This is a genomic window from Lysinibacillus sp. RC79, from assembly GCF_041262405.1.
GTDB lineage: Bacteria > Bacillota > Bacilli > Bacillales_A > Planococcaceae > Lysinibacillus.
In genome coordinates this window covers 63100-80340 of sequence record NZ_JBGCCD010000022.1, presented here as the reverse complement: position 1 = coordinate 80340, position 17241 = coordinate 63100, and the positions used below count along the sequence as shown (strand labels likewise).

Annotated in this window: 19 protein-coding genes; 10 read left to right on the top strand and 9 right to left on the bottom strand. The window is 37.9% G+C overall.

From position 1 onward, the window contains the following. Both ABH968_RS18815 and ABH968_RS18810 read right to left on the bottom strand, forming a co-directional pair. The coding region (locus tag ABH968_RS18815) for a hypothetical protein (RefSeq protein WP_370046403.1) at window positions 1–247 on the bottom strand (247 nt) is incomplete at its 3' end. After that, complete coding sequence (locus tag ABH968_RS18810) at window positions 248–382, bottom strand: hypothetical protein (protein WP_370046401.1); 135 nt, start codon at window positions 380–382, stop codon at window positions 248–250. It abuts the gene before it with no gap. Between the two features lie 117 nt (window positions 383–499). Between ABH968_RS18810 and ABH968_RS18805 the strand changes: the two genes are divergently transcribed. Further along, a complete protein-coding gene (locus tag ABH968_RS18805; protein ID WP_370046399.1) occupies window positions 500–1660 on the top strand; it encodes an amidohydrolase in 1161 nt (386 codons plus the stop codon). 395 nt (window positions 1661–2055) lie between these two features. On the opposite strand, the gene ABH968_RS18800 is transcribed toward ABH968_RS18805, so the two are convergent. Together ABH968_RS18800 and ABH968_RS18795 are read right to left on the bottom strand one after the other, a co-directional pair. Beyond that, window positions 2056–3240 carry an ABC transporter permease gene (locus ABH968_RS18800; RefSeq protein WP_370046397.1) on the bottom strand — a complete coding sequence of 395 codons (1185 nt, stop codon included), beginning with the start codon at window positions 3238–3240 and terminating at the stop codon, window positions 2056–2058. Next, the gene (locus ABH968_RS18795) at window positions 3224–3973 is read right to left on the bottom strand and encodes an ABC transporter ATP-binding protein (RefSeq protein ID WP_068986013.1); all 750 of its coding nucleotides are present in this window, start codon (window positions 3971–3973) and stop codon (window positions 3224–3226) included. The genes ABH968_RS18800 and ABH968_RS18795 overlap by 17 nt, the downstream gene beginning before the upstream one ends. A 104-nt stretch (window positions 3974–4077) precedes the next feature. On the opposite strand from ABH968_RS18795, the gene ABH968_RS18790 reads away from it, so the two are divergent. The 6 genes from ABH968_RS18790 to ABH968_RS18765 all read left to right on the top strand — a co-directional run bounded on the left by ABH968_RS18790 (window position 4078) and on the right by ABH968_RS18765 (window position 7410). After that, window positions 4078–4494 carry an HIT family protein gene (locus ABH968_RS18790; RefSeq protein WP_370046395.1) on the top strand — a complete coding sequence of 139 codons (417 nt, stop codon included), beginning with the start codon at window positions 4078–4080 and terminating at the stop codon, window positions 4492–4494. A gap of 142 nt (window positions 4495–4636) precedes the next feature. Next, entirely contained in the window at window positions 4637–5167 is a 531-nt protein-coding gene (locus tag ABH968_RS18785) for a tryptophan transporter (RefSeq protein ID WP_370046394.1), read from the top strand. A gap of 157 nt (window positions 5168–5324) precedes the next feature. Beyond that, window positions 5325–5720, top strand: coding sequence for a YtxH domain-containing protein (locus ABH968_RS18780; RefSeq protein ID WP_370046392.1), 396 nt, complete (start codon window positions 5325–5327; stop codon window positions 5718–5720). A 156-nt stretch (window positions 5721–5876) separates the two neighbouring features. Next, complete coding sequence (locus tag ABH968_RS18775) at window positions 5877–6437, top strand: HTH-type transcriptional regulator Hpr (RefSeq protein WP_370046390.1); 561 nt, start codon at window positions 5877–5879, stop codon at window positions 6435–6437. A 171-nt stretch (window positions 6438–6608) separates the two neighbouring features. Further along, complete coding sequence (locus ABH968_RS18770) at window positions 6609–7154, top strand: DUF3267 domain-containing protein (protein ID WP_370046389.1); 546 nt, start codon at window positions 6609–6611, stop codon at window positions 7152–7154. A gap of 70 nt (window positions 7155–7224) precedes the next feature. Continuing rightward, a complete protein-coding gene (locus ABH968_RS18765; RefSeq protein WP_049668928.1) occupies window positions 7225–7410 on the top strand; it encodes a hypothetical protein in 186 nt (61 codons plus the stop codon). A 176-nt stretch (window positions 7411–7586) separates the two neighbouring features. Here ABH968_RS18765 and ABH968_RS18760 read toward each other — a convergent pair whose 3' ends face one another. After that, window positions 7587–7700: a YjcZ family sporulation protein gene (locus ABH968_RS18760; RefSeq protein ID WP_370046387.1), complete on the bottom strand. Its 114-nt coding sequence runs from the start codon at window positions 7698–7700 to the stop codon at window positions 7587–7589. A gap of 143 nt (window positions 7701–7843) precedes the next feature. On the opposite strand from ABH968_RS18760, the gene ABH968_RS18755 reads away from it, so the two are divergent. Next, on the top strand, window positions 7844–8818 hold the full coding sequence (locus tag ABH968_RS18755; protein WP_370046385.1) for a peptidylprolyl isomerase: 975 nt from the start codon (window positions 7844–7846) through the stop codon (window positions 8816–8818). A gap of 236 nt (window positions 8819–9054) precedes the next feature. Here ABH968_RS18755 and yhaM read toward each other — a convergent pair whose 3' ends face one another. The 3 genes from yhaM to ABH968_RS18740 are packed head-to-tail and all read right to left on the bottom strand — an operon-like array spanning window position 9055 to window position 14098. Then, complete coding sequence (yhaM, locus tag ABH968_RS18750; protein ID WP_370046383.1) at window positions 9055–9990, bottom strand: 3'-5' exoribonuclease YhaM; 936 nt, start codon at window positions 9988–9990, stop codon at window positions 9055–9057. Next, complete coding sequence (locus ABH968_RS18745; protein ID WP_370046382.1) at window positions 9987–12878, bottom strand: ATP-binding protein; 2892 nt, start codon at window positions 12876–12878, stop codon at window positions 9987–9989. The genes yhaM and ABH968_RS18745 overlap by 4 nt, the downstream gene beginning before the upstream one ends. A gap of 5 nt (window positions 12879–12883) precedes the next feature. Further along, on the bottom strand, window positions 12884–14098 hold the full coding sequence (locus ABH968_RS18740) for a metallophosphoesterase family protein (RefSeq protein ID WP_370046380.1): 1215 nt from the start codon (window positions 14096–14098) through the stop codon (window positions 12884–12886). A gap of 348 nt (window positions 14099–14446) precedes the next feature. On the opposite strand from ABH968_RS18740, the gene ABH968_RS18735 reads away from it, so the two are divergent. Then, window positions 14447–14632 carry a YhzD family protein gene (locus ABH968_RS18735; protein ID WP_053485764.1) on the top strand — a complete coding sequence of 62 codons (186 nt, stop codon included), beginning with the start codon at window positions 14447–14449 and terminating at the stop codon, window positions 14630–14632. Window positions 14633–14924: 292 nt separating this feature from the next. Here ABH968_RS18735 and ABH968_RS18730 read toward each other — a convergent pair whose 3' ends face one another. Continuing rightward, window positions 14925–15707, bottom strand: coding sequence for an enoyl-CoA hydratase (locus ABH968_RS18730; protein WP_370046378.1), 783 nt, complete (start codon window positions 15705–15707; stop codon window positions 14925–14927). A 335-nt stretch (window positions 15708–16042) separates the two neighbouring features. On the opposite strand from ABH968_RS18730, the gene ABH968_RS18725 reads away from it, so the two are divergent. Beyond that, the gene (locus tag ABH968_RS18725; protein WP_370046376.1) at window positions 16043–17155 is read left to right on the top strand and encodes an RNA-guided endonuclease TnpB family protein; all 1113 of its coding nucleotides are present in this window, start codon (window positions 16043–16045) and stop codon (window positions 17153–17155) included. The last annotated feature ends 86 nt before the right edge of the window (window positions 17156–17241 follow it).

Here is a 17241-nt window from a genome sequence, read left to right as displayed (position 1 = left end):
TAGCGGCAGCAGCAGATGTTTTTTGCGCGAAAGCGTAGCGGCAGCAGCAGATGTTTTTTGCGCGAAAGCGTAGCGGCAGCAGCAGATGTTTTTTGCGCGAAAGCGTAGCGGCAGCAGCAGATGTTTTTTGCGCGAAAGCGTAGCGGCAGCAGCAGATGTTTTTTGTGCGAAAGCGTAGCGGCAGCAGCAGATGTTTTTTGTGCGAAAGCGCAGTGCTAACGTAGGGCAGCAACAAAATGTTGGTCACTCAGTCGTGTGTTGTTGCTGCCGCTTCGCTTTCGCACAGATAAATTGCCACAGGACGTGGCGTTCTTAGACTGAGTTCCTCTATTTCAGCGGATGTTTGGATACCCGCTGAAAAGTGACTTGAAACCGCATTCATTTCACCGCCTATAGAGGTGGGAGACTTCTGTACCTGTCGCTATGCTTTCGGTACAAAAGACATTTGCTGAATGAAGTTAATACAATTCTAGAATAATCTGTTTAAGGAGGTTTTACTTTGAACCAACGTCTACTTGAAAAGATTGATGCTCATTTTGATGAAATGGTGGCGATTCGCCGTCATCTACATATGCATCCGGAGCTGAGTTTCCAGGAGCAAGAAACGGCTAACTATATTATGCAATTTTATAGAAATCTGGGCGTACCGCTTGAAGCGAATGTCAGTGGCTACGGTTTAATTGCCCGCATTAAAGGAAGCAAGCCTGGCAAAACGATTGCCTTACGAGCAGACTTTGATGCACTTCCTATACAAGATGAAAAAGATGTACCTTACAAATCAACTGTAGCCGGCGTTATGCATGCTTGCGGGCATGATGGTCATACAGCTACTTTGTTAATTATCGGTAAGCTATTGTGGGAAATGCGCGATGAATTAGCAGGAGAATATGTACTAATACATCAGCATGCTGAAGAAGCTGATCCAGGTGGAGCAATCGGGATGGTACAGGCTGGAGCTTTGAATGGCGTTGATGCTATTTTTGGTACTCATCTATCTTCTAACCATCCAACAGGCATGATTGGCTACCGCGTAGGACCGATGATGGCCGCTGTTGATAGTTTCGAAATAAAAATTCAAGGTCAGGGCGGTCACGGTGCTCATCCGCATCAAACAAAGGATGCGATCGTTATTGGCTCTCAGCTTGTTATGAATTTACAACAACTTGTCGCACGTCGTGTTGACCCAATCGAATCGGCTGTATTATCAGTTGGTTCATTCGTGGCATCTAATGCTGACAATATTATTGCCGATACAGCCTATTTAAATGGCACAATTCGAACATTTAATAAGGATGTTCGTGAAGCGATGGAGCGTGAGTTTAAACGGGTTATCCAAGGTACAGAAATTGCGCATGATTGTACAATTGAGCTTGATTATCGTCGTGGCTACCCTGCAGTTGTCAATCATGAGAAGGAAACACTATTTGTGCGTAATATCGCACAGGATATTTGTGATGTTGCTGAGGTTGAAGCTACTATGGGGGCTGAAGATTTCTCTTACTACTTAGAAGAAAAGCCAGGTACATTCTTCTTTACTGGAGCCGAACCAGCTGAATATGCACCACATCATCATCCAAAATTCGATATAGATGAAAAAGGAATGCTCATTGCTGCAAAGGTATTATTAACAGCAGCACTAGACTATCAATTAGTTGAATAAAAAATAAAGCTCATTTTTCCAATTCTTTTATTGGAGAAATGAGCTTTTACAATTAGAAAAAAATAAAGGTTCATCACCAAAGCGTGTGGTTGATTTCCGTTGCGACTGGGTGCTTTCCTGGGGGCGTCGGGCTAACACGATGTTAGTCACGAAGGCGTTATCACAGGACGTGATGCTTTTAGCCTTCGTTCCCCTAATCGCTCGCTCCAGGGTCTCGGGCCAACACGATGTTGGTCACGAAGGCGTTATCACAGGACGTGATGCTTTTAGCCTTCGTTCCTCTATCGCTAATCCCCGAGGAGTCACCCAGTCTCCACTTCCATCAACTTAGTCGCATGACATACGTTTTAACAAAAGTCTTCTAGCCTTTGTTGATAAGCCGAAATTAACTATATTCAAGATTTTGAGACTTTAGCAGTCAATTCACTTACAACCAGTATGATGATAAAGGTTACATAGAACATTGGCTGTGTGATACCACATAGACCAACTATAATAGCTTGAGTGATCATCGCAAGACGCACAATTTGATTGACTGCTACCTTGCGTGCTTCATCAGGTAAAGGATACAGCATATCCATACGGAATTCACCGCTGGATAATAAAGCCTGCTTTAATTGAATGGTTGTCGCAAAGCTCAATGCACCTGCAACAATCCATGTAACGACTGGGATATCTACAAAGGCTGCAATAACAGCTGAAATCACTGTTAATCGGAGCCATAAATAAAAATGATCATCTGTTCGGACGAATGTACGGAACACCAAGTACTTTTGAGCTTTGTCCTTTTTGTATGGCACAAATTTGTAGAGCCAGTCAAGCCAACCACGACGACGGATGCTACCACGTAAATGCGGAACGTCTGTAAAATAATTAGCGAAACGGTAGAAGCTCATCATGCGGTTTTGTTCCAGCCTCACAAAATGCTCGTAAGGGACAGGCTCACCTGCACATTTTTTTCTAAATATTACAATATACACACACCCAATTGCAGCAGCAACAATCGCTAAAATAAGCTGCATATGAAGCCCCATGTACACAGCAACACTAAAGATAACAGCTCGAATTAGCTTGTCCACCCAAATCATTTGACCACGTTCACTATAACGATAGCTAAATTCACCCTGAACGCTCAAATACTTCAATATAATAATAAGTAATAACACTGACCAAATTTCAAATGTTGTTAATTCAGTAACAGCCTTTAGTAAAGGAATACTAACGATATAAACAATTGCCACAATCCAAACCTGTGACCAAAACGTCCACGCTAACGCCTTTTTAAAATACTGTGACATTTTTGATTCTAAAGGTAATAAATACACTTGGTCCGGCTCTCTCAAAAGTGAAGTTGGACGACTAAATGCAAGTAAAATCCCCACAAACACTGCGATTAATACTTCTGCTGGAAAATCAGGCTGTACAATTTTCAGCCATTCACTATATTGATAGCCCCCTGCTCCGATAAGAAATACTAGTACAATCGCTAGATGCCCTGTAAAAATAAATCGCATATATTTTTGTACTTCACCTATATAGTGCATGAAGCGAGAGGACCATACATCACGCAAGTTCTTCATGGTCGCGCTCCTTTGTCATGGCAATATATAAATCATCCAATGTCGCATGTGGCATCGCAAATGCCTTGCGTAAATCCTCCATTGTTCCTTGTGCTCGCACACGTCCTTCATGCAATAAAATGATGCGGTCACAATGCTTTTCAGCGGTCGATAAAATGTGCGTAGACATTAATATAGAAGCGCCCTCTTTTTTCTTTTCATCCATCTGATCAAGCAATGATTGAATTCCAAGTGGATCGAGCCCCACAAAAGGCTCATCAATAATGTAAAGACTTGGATTGACTAAAAAGGCACACATAATCATAACCTTTTGACGCATCCCCTTTGAGAAATGCGAAGGGAACCAATTAAGTCGCTTTTCCATTCGAAATTCTTTTAATAATAATTGTGAACGAGCTGCAAGTGTTGCTTCATCTAGGCCGTATGCCATCGCTGTTAATTCTAAATGTTCACGTAATGTTAGCTCATCGTATAATACAGGTGTTTCAGGAATATAGGAAAATGCTGTACGATACTTGTCCGTATTTTCCTTTAACGTCACACCATTTAAACGAATGTCTCCTTCTTTTGGAAGCATTGTTCCGATGATATGCTTAATCGTCGTACTTTTACCAGCTCCATTTAAGCCGATTAAGCCAACAAGCTCCCCTTTTTCAATCGTAAATGACAAATCTTTAATAACAGGCTTTCTTGTATAACCACCTGTCACATGTTGTACCTCTAATACCGTCATGCCCTCACTCCTCTTCTCGTTTATATTTTATCAAAAATTAGCAAATGATACAGTTATGAGTATGATAGAATGTATTTACATATAAAATAAGGAGGAATTTTCGAATGAGCGATTGCCTATTTTGCAAAATCATTGATGGATCCATTCCAAGTACAAAAATTTATGAAGACGAACATGTCTTTGCATTTACTGACATTTCACCTGTAGCAAAGGGGCATACCCTATTAATTCCAAAACATCACTGTAAGGATCTATTCGAAATGCCTGAGGATGTGGCTCGTAATTTATATGCAGTAGCACCGAAAATTGCGAATGCTATAAAAGCTGCTTTTAATCCAATTGGACTGAATACCATTAATAATAATGGTGCTGCAGCAGGACAAACTGTTTTCCACTATCACTTACATTTTATTCCTCGTTACGATGAAAAAGAAGGCTTAGGCTTAATTTGGCAAACACAAAAATATACACCAGAGCAATTAACTGAAGTTGCGGAAAGCATTAAAGCTAACCTTAAATAATCAATGTTCTGATCACTCGAATTGTCAGAATTGTCTATTGCAATTTTAATATTTATAGCGTACAATCACAAATAAGTTTCGCTAACGGTCATAGGACACGTTAGGAGACAAAAAGATTAGCATAGTCGAGGAGAGATTAGAAATGAATACAAAGAATTTAGTATTAATGGCCCTTTTAGTTGGTGTTGGCGCTACCCTTTATGTGGTCACACCAGGTATGGTAAACGGCATGAAGCCTGATTTCATGCTAACAATGATGTTTATTGGCATTTTATTGTTCCCAACTGTTAAAGAGACGTTCTTACTTTCTTTAGCAACCGGTGTACTATCAGGATTGTTTACAACGTTCCCAGCCGGACTTGTTCCAAATATTATCGATAAAGCAGTTACAGGCTTTGTCTTTTTAGCTATATTAATTGTGCTGAGAAAATTGGCAAGCAATTTTATAGTTTCTGCTAGCTTAGTTGGTTTAGGAACAATTTTATCTGGAACTGTCTTTTTAGCAGTGGCACTTTTTGTATTCAATGCAAATGTTGGTGCAACATTCGCTGTTCTGTTTGTAGGCGTTGTATTACCTGCTGTAGCATTTAATGTTATTGCTTTTGCAATTATTTATCCGATAGTTGCAAAATTAGTGAAGCGTTCTAAATTCCAAACAGCTATTTCAATTTAATAAACGACGCATAGGTAGAACATGCACGTTCATCTACAAAGGAAACTAAACCGTGATTCAAAATCACTCGTTTAGTTTCCTTTTTCTTTTTGTATTTGTGCATTTCATGGTTTAATAGTAGGTAATACATGATAATTACAGAAATGAGGTATTCGATATGAAAGCAAAACCATTTTTATTTGGACTGACAGCTGGGATCGTAGGCGGTACAATCGCTGTACTTTTTTCAACTCCTCAATCAGGACAACAATTACGTGCCAATTTGCGATCAAATGCTGAAAGCACAAAGGACAAACTATTAGATGTAAAGCAGCAAGTAGGCACAGTTAAACAATCCGTTAATTCACTTACAAATGAAATGAAAAATAATATACCACTAATAATAAATGATTTAAAACAAACTATTACTACATTCACTGAAGAAATCGAGCCATCAAAAAATAACTTACAACAAGAAATAGAAGCATTACAGAATTCAATAAGCGAAATCGAGAAAAATGTTGCACAATTTACAGAAAAAAAGAAAAAACCGCAAGAAAAAATTAGCGACTAAAGTCCTTGGTTACTAATAAAAAATCTATATTTTTATCAAATTTAATCTCTATAATATTATTTTTTAGCCACTTTTCAATTTTTTAATTTTTCTAACTTTAAACTTTTTTCCTTTATTGCTATAATATTTTTAAAATGTTAAAGAAAGCAGTAGGTGATGGCTTTGTCAGAGGACTTATACACTCAAAAAGAAGCGATGCTTTATAGTCAAAGAATTGCGCAATTATCAAAAGCCTTATGGAAAGCAGTTGAAAAAGATTGGCAGCAATGGATTAAGCCCTACGATTTAAATATTAATGAACATCATATTTTATGGATTTCGTATCATTTAAAAGGGGCTTCAATTTCTGATGTGGCAAAATTTGGGGTTATGCACGTTTCCACAGCATTTAATTTTTCAAAGAAATTAGAAGAGCGTGGATTCCTTAAGTTTTCAAAGCGAGATGACGACAAGCGTAATACGTACGTTGAGTTAACAGAAGCAGGTACAGAACTTATTGTTGAAATGAATAGTAATTATCATAATACGTATCATTCTGTGCTAGAAGGCTCACTAGCTTTAAAAGACCTATACGGTCGCTTCCCAGAATTTTTAGACGTTATGGCTGTTATTCGCAATATCTATGGAGAGGACTTCATCGACATCTTTGAGCGTTCCTTCCAGCACTTCCGTGATTCCTTTGACACGATAGAAGAACGTTCAACTGTAAAAGGATGAAAGTGAAACTATTAGGCTTTTAGGGTCAGTTACTTAATGGCCGCAGTAGCTTATAAAATCATGCTAAAAGAGGTACTTCAGAAATTTTTCTGAGATACCTCCTTTTTCTTGCATTCTAACATAAATCAATTTAAATTAAATAGGACCATTCATATTACGGAGTTGATAATCATGCATTGTTGGAAAATATTAAATCTTGAACATCATTACGGAACAACGCGTATTATGATCATGTCTATATTTGTTTTTTTTGCTGTCTTTTCTCTTTCCTATGTGACATTTAATTTATTTAATGACGAGCACTATACAGATCAGTTGTTTTGGCTATTTGTTATTGTTATATTTGCAATCTATCCAATCCATAAATGCTTACACTTTCTAGCATTATATGATTTACGTCAACATTTAAAATTGCGTGTGCGTACTCAATTTTATGTTATTCCGGTTCTACACATGCGTATCCGTGAACCTTTATCGAAAAATCGTTATATTTTAGCTTTACTCACACCATTTATTGTTTTAAATACAAGCATTTTATTAGGTACACTGCTATTCCCTGCGTATACCCATTATGGCACATTACTTTTAGCTTACCATTGTAGTCTATGTGTAATTGATATTCTATATGTGAAATATTTATTAAATTCACCTAAAGACTCCCAGATTGAGGAGACTCCTAAAGGCTATGAAATTTTAGTGCCGCCTACTGTTCACTAAATTGCTTGTACTTGTGTTTTATTGACGTTTTTTGTTATGCTATTAATACTGAAAGAGGGGAGGAATAGACTTGCTATTAATGATTGTAGTTCTATTCTCGGTATTCTATTTATTTCAAATAAACCGCATGACTTATGCGCTGTGCATGCGACGTGAAATTCCCGAAGAAAAGCAACCAAAAGTATTCCGAACTATAAATATACTTATTACAATTTTACTTGTCTCATTTTATATTGAAGTTTTATATGCAGTATAGTTAAAAAGAAAAGTGCATACTGTCCGCACGCGTAGAGGTAAATCGGACACCTTATGTGATAACTCGGCCAGACCAATCCTATTTTTGTGCGGTGCGGTGCGGTGCGGTGCAGATGCCTAATATTGTCAAAAAAAGCTAAGGATGTTAAACCCTTAGCTTTTTTTCATTTTTATTAATTAGTATAGGAACGCTGCACCAACAATAATTAATAAGATAAATAACACAACTAATAAAGCAAAGCCTGAGCCTGAGCCGTAGCCACCGCCGCCACCATATCCTCCGCTGCTCATAACTTCACCCCCTTTCTTTTCTATATCCTATGCGCTTGATAATTTGAAATATAGGCTATACTCAAGGGGAACCATTTTGTTTTTAAAACGTTTATGTTATAGTAAAAAATGGACGAAACCATTGTAAGGAGAGAATATCCACTATGAAAAAGACAGTTTTATCTTTAACATTAGCTGCTTCGGTATTAGCGCTTGGTGCTTGTAGCGGAGGAGACAACAAAACGATTGCAACTTCAAAAGTGGGCGACATTACAGTTGCTGACTTTAACAAAACATCAAAATCTTTAGCAGGTTCTAAGATACTTGAACAAATGTTGACTGAAAAAGTATTAGCGGACAAATATAAAGTATCAGATAAAGAAATCAAAGAAGCATATGACGCAACTGCTTCACAATTAGGTGATAGCTTTGCCCAAGCACTTGCTGAGTACGGCTTAACTGAGGAAGGCTTTAAAGATACTTTACGTATTCAGCTTCTTTCTGAAAAGGCTTTAAAAGATAAAGCTTTTAAAGAAGCAGATGTAAAAAAACATTATGAGCAAATGAAAACTGAGTTAAATGCTCGTCATATTTTAGTAGCAGATGAGAAAACAGCTAAAGAAGTTATTGCCAAAATTAAAGGCGGCGCTAAATTTGCAGATGTAGCAAAAGAATACTCAACGGATACTGGCTCTGCTGAAAAAGGTGGAGAGCTTGGTTGGTTCTCTGTTGGTGCAATGGTAGACGAATTTAATGATGCTGCTTATGCCCTTCCTGTAAATACATTAAGTGAACCAGTTCAATCAAGCTTTGGTTACCACGTTATTGAAATTACGGACAAGCGTGATGTAAAAGGTGTTGGCTCATTCAAAGACGAAGAAGCAAACATCCGTTCACAAATGCTATCTAAATTAGTGAACACAGGTCAAGATCAACAAGTTCTTAAAGATATCGTTGCAAAAATGGCTAAAGATGCTGATGTAAAAACATCTGATAAAGAATTAGAACCGGCTATCAAGGCCCTTACAACAACAAGTGAAGAACAAGCTAAAGCTGCTGAAGAAGCAGCTAAAAAAGCTGAAGAAAAAGCTAATAAAGAAAGTAAAGACAACGAAGCTAAAGATACTGAAAAAAAATAATCTAAATAGTTGTTATTTTACTATATGAAAAAGGGTTACGCTTATACAGGCGTAACCCTTTTTTTATACTATCGCTTTGAAATAAAATTGATCAAAAGTATCTTGAAAACACGTATGTAAAGTAAATGAAGAGGATTCATTTTGAATAAAGTTTAATCAAAATGAATCCTCTTTCTTTTTAAATGCTATTTCATCTTTTGATTTAAGGGATAAATCTTACATCTTTTTCACATTTACTAAATAGTCGGCTTATAAAACGATCGATTATCAAGTGGGAATAGTCGCTCAGTAAATTCACCTGGAGCAGTTTTGCCTAATGCTCGTGTTAGCATATTCATCTTTGCATCAATATTATCAATATAATGCAAGATTTCCGCTTCTTGAATCATCGGTTTTTTCGGGCTGCCCCATTCTTCTTTACCGTGATGAGATAGGACCATATGTTGCAATAGCATGACTTCCTCGCCCTCGATTTCTAGTTCACTAGCAATTTTGGCAATTTCATTGACCATAATAGTAATATGACCGAGTAAATTCCCTTCAACAGTATACATTGTTGCAACAGGCCCTGATAGCTCAACTACCTTGCCGATATCATGCAGAATAATCCCTGCATATAACAGATCTCGATTTAATGTAGGATATAAATCAGCAATTGCTTTTCCGAGTTTCAACATTGACACCATATGATCCAATAGACCAGACGCATAATCGTGATGATTTTTCGTTGCAGCTGGGTATACTAAAATAGCATCCTGATGTTTTTTAATAGCTGCACGTGTAATTCGTGATATATTCGGATTTTTAATATCAAAGAAAAATTGCGTCAATTCTTCATATAATTCTTCTTTTGGAGTTGCTGAGGAAGGAACTAAATCATTAATAGCAATCCCCTCCTCTGGTTTTGCTACACGGATTGATTTTATACGCAATTGATTTTTGCCACGGTAGTCATGAATTTCTCCACCTACGCGGACAATTGCCTCAGCGTGATACATTTTTTCATGATCTTCATTTGTATCCCATAGCTTTGCCTCAATATCTCCACTTTTATCTTGTAATAACAGTGACATAAATGGCTTTCCAACTGTAGTAACCCCTTTTGCCGCCTGTTTAATTAATAAAAATTGATCAACTGATTCTCCAGCCTGGAGCGTCGTAATACCCTTCATGTTGACGCTACTCCCCTTTCATTTGCTAGTGCTCCAACATCGACAATTTGGTCTTTCTGCCAATGTTCGAGCATCACGTCATGGCAAGTAAAATATAAAATTTGACGTTCATATCCTACTTCTTTCATTAATTGTACCATTTTGTCTGTACGGTTTCGATCAAAATGGACAAAAGGATCGTCCATAATAAATGGAAATGGCGCAGAAGTAGTAAGCGTTTTTGCTAATGCCATGCGCAACGAAATATAAGCTTGCTCCTTCGTTGCCTGTGATAATTCCGCCATTTGATAACGTATTCCAGAAACATCCTGTGTAACAAAATAGCCTTCATCATTAATTAAAAGCTTATCGTAACGTCCACCTGTTAACAAATTAAATATTGCATTAACCTCTGTCAAAACATATGGTAGTTTTTCTTCTCTTAGGCGGAACAATGTTTCATGAATCGCAGTAGCCAATGCCTTTTTTGTAGCCCATTGCCCTATGAGCTGTTGCAACAATGATTTCTCTTCTTCAAACTGTTGAAGCAACTGACCATATTTCTCGTCATTTAGAAGATTCTCCTTTTGGATTTGTAGTGTCGCGCGTTGTTCTAAGCAATGATCTATCGCAACCTGCATTGCGCCCCGTTCTTCTTCTAAATTAAGTAGTTTTTCATTAAGCTGTTCCTCATCTATCAATGACTGTTCGTTGTCTACATTCAGCGAGGCTAGCTGACTCTGAATGGCTTGAAGTTCTGTTTTTATTTTTTGTTGTTGCTCAAATTGTTCATGAGTTTCATAATAAACCTTCTCTGATTGAACATTCGCGGCATTAAATAACTGAGTAATTTCAGAATCATAGCTGTCTATATATGATTGCACTCCTTGAATTTTGGTCTGAAGGATAGTCAACTGCTCTTTTGCTTGTTGGGATATCTGTTGCTCTTGCTGTAAAGTAAGAAATGTATTACGTAAATGCATAAAGATTTCTTGCTCACTATACTCTGCCTTTAAGACTTGCTGTGCTTGTTCTTGGAGGTCGATTTTCTCCGCTTGTACCGTTTGTAGAAGAGTAAATGTACTCTTCTTTTTAGCTGCCAATTCTTGAGCACCACGAATGCGCATAAACAGCTCTGGTAATAATGTTTTCGGTATATTCCCCTCTAGCCGATAGCGTCCTAAAAAATGCTGAAGCGACTTAGTGGTCTCTTCATTCACCTGCTCAGCCCGCTGAATTTTATATTCAAGTTTCACATATTGACGTTCTTTTTCTTGCTGTTGCTCATTTACATGTAACCAGCGATCTTCAAGTTTTTGTTTTTTTAGCAGGATGGCTTGAGCCATATTTTCCTCCTGCTCTAACTCACGTATTTGCTGACTTTGCTGTTTACTCGGCGCTTCATGTGCTTGTCTAGCAAATTTTAAATATAAAATTATGATCAGTGACATAACCGCTCCTACAACGATTACAGCTATATTTTTTTCCATAACACCATAGATAAACGAAAGTACACTTATGGCTAACACAATAAAAATAAAAACACTTGGTTGTTGTTGTTTCGAGCGTTGTGACCTTCCAAAACGCAATTGTTCAAGCTTTCGCTTACGCTGAGGCCACTCTGCTAAAATATGTTCTTCCTCTGTAGATAATGACTCCTGTTGAAGCTGTTGTTTCAGTTGAGCGATTGTATCTAATTCTGCATGTAGTTGCTCCAACGAACGCAAATGGAATTTCAGCTCTTCTTCTGCTTCTTCTAATAGGCTTAACTGTTGTTGGAATTGTTCCTCTTGCTGTAATGATACTGTCTCTTCAAGCAAAATATCCTGCGCTGTTTTTTCCTGAACACCTAATAAACGAAACTGCGCTTCTATTTCTTGCTCGATTAAATACAGCTCATCCATTAAGTTCTGTTCCTTAACAACTAACTGATTCCAAGTTGCTTCCTTATTCACAAGACGAGACATTTCAGTAATAGCTTGCTCGTCCATTGTTAATTGTAGCTTATGTTGTAGTGCCTGATACTGCTCCTTCAGCTGCTCCATTTGTAGTGTTTCATGCATAAGCCGATCCTTTAATTGCTCATAACGTCGAATCCCTTCTGGTGGAAACTGCACATGTTCATAGCTTTTTTGCGTCTGTTCGAAAGCTTTTTGCTGTTTTATAAGTGGCATAGCCTGCTGAAGAATTGTGAGCTGCTGCCAATTTTGCTGCTGTGTTTTTTGCTGACTATATAACCCCTCTAGCCTTTGATCGAGCTGCTGTAAATGTAATAATTTATCCTCAAAGGTCTGAATATTACCTTGCTCTTGTTTAATGGTGCGTTCTAGCTTTTTTAAATGCTCCAATTTTTGATTAATAAGTGGCACTTTGCCTGCCTTTTTAAAAAGCTCACTAGCATCTTTATCCAATTTCTTTTCTAGAGACGATAGCTGTTGAATCCCTGTTGTCCCAGAGGCAAGCAACAAATGTGTTAGCTCTTCCTCTGACATTTTTTCAATGCCCTGTAGCTCATGTAATGAAAAGGAGAAAATTGACTCAAAGGAGGCTTTTGAGTAACCATATAATAGTTTTGCTAAAAGCTCCTCATGCCCCATTGTTCCGTCTTCTAAATAAACTGTGACATCTCCAGCTGACTTACCTTTAATACGTTCTATCGTGCATTGCCCATACGTCGGATGCCCAATCGTAAGCTGACCACCGAATTTAGTCGATACTTTCGGCTCATATTTACGTTGTGTCTGCTGCCTCGTGGGAAATCCGAAAAGCATTTGTAAAATAAACTGTTGAATGGTCGTTTTACCCGCTTCATTCATCCCATAAAAAATGGTAACACCTTCATGTAAAGTAATGGTGATATTTTCATGCTTGCCAAAGCCATAAATTTGGATTTTTTGTATCGTTAGCATGTTATTCACGCCCTTTGAATTTCTTCTGCTAATAATTCTTGCGCGTTATGCATTAAATTTTTAATGTCCTGTTCTGTTAAAGGTTCGATCAGTCTTGCACCACCAGCATGCTGGTACAGTTCCTTTAAAATATCCTTCCATTCAGAAATATCCCATTGCTCCATTAAATTCATCACCGATTCAGTCGCAGCAGTATGCTCATACAATGTTGCCGATTGATGTAACACGAGCTTTTGTACCCAGCACATCGGTTCAATCCCATCCTCGGCTTCTCGAATAGTTTCTAGCCATGCATCAACTGTAGCATGTTCAAATAAAGATTGTGATTGTTCATCTATATTTTTTAAATGGAGTTCAATAACAGATGCCCCATACTTTTGACGATTAAGCGTTAGTACTTCTTCACATTTTTTTAATAGTTCATTTGCATGAAACACATTCGTACAATCCACCTCTACCGTGTTATAAACAACAGTAGATGTCGGCACAAATTCCAGGTCAGTAGAGGTTTGTGACAAGGTTACGTCATAGAAGCCCTTTATTCCCTGCTCTTTCCGATGTCGGCTTTGAATATTGCCTGGATAAACAATCGGTGGATTTTGATGTAAAAGTTGACGTTTATGAATATGTCCTAAAGCCCAGTAATGATAGTTTTTTTCAAGAAGTTGATCTTTTGTGAAAGGGGCATAAACAGCATGCGAGGTATCGCTAGCCTCACTACCATGAAGCATACCAATATGAATAACATGCTGGTCCTGTGCAACAGGATAAATATCAATCATTGATTTCGTTATATGACGGTCGCTATAGCTGAAGCCATAAATATTTATTTGCTGACCACGTATTTTTAATTGCACAACACTAGTTTCAGCTGGTAATTCATAAACATTGCTCGGTAAGGAAAAGCGTGTCCAAGCACCATTTAAGTGATCATGATTACCATAGCTTAAAATAACAGGGATATTATGTTGAAAGAGTTTTTCCATAGCCTCTTGAAATCGTCTTTGTGCCTGTAAGCTACGATTTTCACCATCATATATATCACCGACAATCAGTAAAAAATCAGGTTTCTCTTGAATAGCCTTCTCAATAATTTTGTCAAATGCTTCAAAAGTACTTGTTCGAATCTTTTTGAAATTTTGTTCGGGTAAACCAAATAAGCCCTTAAATGGACTATCTAAATGTAAATCCGCCATATGGAAAAAACGAATTGCTGACATCCAATCACCTCAAGTAATAAATAATTTTACCTTGACGTCATTCTTTTTTCACTCGCAATGCAGTAAATAATTCAGTACATCGAAATCACCACTTCAATAATTTACCAACCGCTATTTGTTTCATTTTTATAATTAGACATTCGTGAATCACGCCGAAACCGAATATTTGTTCTATTTTATCATATTTCACGCTAGATGAGAAATGTATTCAAAGAATATTCATGAATCGTATTGCCTTAAATTTTCCACAACTTTTATGATTTATCAAAATATTCGCTAGTTTTACCGTGAAGTTTATAAACCTTCTATGTATAATAGATATATATTTAAGTAAAGGGTGGGGTTTGTATGGAGAATTATCGTTTTACAGCTTTTGAAAAAACTGGGGAAACATTGTTTGATGAAACATGGAAATTCGAAAACGATGAGGCTGCAAAAATCAACGGTCTACAACAAATCGAAGAAAAAGGTGTTGCCAACAAAACTCATCGCCTAGTTAACTCTTCAGGTAAATTAATTTTATTCCATGTCTAAAAATGGCTAGTAAAAGGCACGTAGTAAACTTTACTACGCGCCTTTTACTTTTATCAATTATGCCTCGGCATAATTGCGTCCGGAGGCTTTAGGCCAACATGATGTTGGTCACTCAGTCGTTGCCACAGGACGTGGCGTTCTTAGACTGAGTTCCTCTATTTCAGCAGGTGTTTGGACACCCGCTGAAAAGTAGCTTAAACCCGCATTCATCTCACCACCTATAGAGATGGGAGACTTCTGTACCTGTCGCTACGCTTTCGGTACAAAAGACATTTGCTGAAAGAAGTTAAATTTATTTTCCTACAAAGGCAGGTGCTCTTTTCTCTACAAACGCATGGATTCCCTCTAAATGATCGGCCGTTTTACGCATCGCTGCTTGCCCCTCTGCTTCCATTGATAAAATACTCTCTAATTGTGGTAAATTTTGAGCATGTAGAATTTTTTTAGTCGTAATCATCGATGCAATTGGAGAAGCAAGCATTTTTCCAACTAGTTGGTCAGTAATTGCAAAAACAGTTCCATCTGGTGCAACATAGTCAATTAACCCTTCCTCATGTGCTTCCGATGCAGTTAATACTTTACCTTCCCAAATCATTTGTTTAGCTTTGACAGTACCCACACGTTCCTTCATAAAGAAGTGACCGCCACCGTCAGGGATGAGCCCTATGCCTATGAAATTCATAGCAAGCTTACTATTTTCACATGCCACAACTATGTCTGCCCCTAGCGCTAGACTAAAGCCTAATCCAGCTGATGCTCCATGAACTGCTGCAATAACGATCATCGGTAGCTGATAATATGCTTTGACAATACGTGTTAAATAAACCATTGCCTCATTAATATTAAGTGGCTTATTTGGATCTAGCATCGCTTTAATATCGCCACCTGCTGAAAAGACTTTTCCTTCCCCACGAATAACGAGAATTTGTATGTCTTGTTCTTGCTGTAGTGCTTCAAAGCATTCTGCTAGTTCACGCATCATCACATCGTCCATGGCGTTCATGGCATGTGGTCGATTTAAAGTTAATGTTGCACGGCGTTCTAATTTTTCTAATGTAATCGTTGAAAATTCCATCCCAACACACCCCCAAATATGAATAGTCATTCACTATGTACTATTCGCGTTTTTTTAGAAAACTCCTTCTATCCTACGCAAAATAGCACTTGATATGCTATATTTAACTTCCCTCCAAAAGAAGCCTCCCACTTCTAAATATGAAAGTGTGACAGCACCAGTGAAAGCGGGAAAAGAATTTCGGTTAGGTGTCGCTTAAAGTTGTCTCTTATTTTTGCCATGATATAATCAGCTTTAGATAGATAAAAGATTGTTATATCCCCGAAATATCAAAGTTCATGAATGCTTATAAATGCTTATATTAGAAAATAAGGTATGAAGTGAGGTGATTTGATATGGAAAACAAAGCCTATAAGTTTCGTCTGTATCCAACGCAAGAACAAGAAGAACTTCTTGCGAAAACTTTCGGTTGTGTTCGTTTTGTCTATAACAAAATGCTTTCGGAGCGAAAAGAAATGGCTGAGCAGTTCAAGGACGACAAGGAGGCATTAAAGAGACAAAAGTTCCCGACTCCTGCTAAATATAAAGAGGAGTTTGCATGGCTTAAAGAAGTGGACAGCCTTGCCCTGGCAAACGCTCAACTAAATTTGCAGCAAGCATACAACCATTTCTTCTCTGATCGCTCGGAATTTCCGAAGTTCAAAAATCGGAATGCAAAGCAATCCTATACAACCAATGTGGTCAACGGAAACATTATGCTTTTGGACGGCGCTATCAAATTACCAAAACTGAAACTTGTAAAAATAAAGCAACATCGGGAAATTCCGTCCCACCATCTCATCAAGTCTTGTACGGTATCTCGCACGAAAACGGGAAAATACTATGTTTCTATTCTTACCGAATATGAACATCAACCGGTACAAAAAGAAGTACAAGATGTTGTTGGGTTAGATTTTGCCATGAATGGCTTATTTGTCGATAGCGAAGAAGGTAAGACAGCCAATTACCCTCGTTTCTATCGTCAAGCCTTGGAAAAATTAGCGAAAGAACAACGTATTCTATCACGCAAAAAGAAAGATTCTAAACGTTGGCACAAACAGCGTCTTAAAGTAGCAAAGTTACATGAAAAGATCGCCAACCAGCGGAAAGACTTTCTGCATAAAGAATCGCATAAAGTAGCAAAACGCTATGATTGCGTGGTAATTGAAGATCTCAACATGAAGGGAATATCACGAGCCCTCCATTTTGGTAAAAGTGTTGCAGATAATGCATGGGGCATGTTCACAACTTTTCTTAGGTATAAGTTAGAGGGGCAAGGAAAAAAATTGATCAAAATAGACAAGTGGTTTCCATCTTCCAAAACTTGTTCCAATTGTGGGCAAGTAAAGGAGTCCCTATCTCTTTCTGAGCGTACGTTCCACTGCGATTGTGGGTTTGTAGCAGACAGGGACTGGAATGCCGCTATCAACATCAAACATGAAGGATTACGTTTATTAGCGTTAACATAACAAAAAGAACTTTTGGAACAAGAGGGATAGCTCGGTCAGTTTTCGTTGGCTACTAAAAGCAACGATGAGTCGAGAAGCCCCCACTT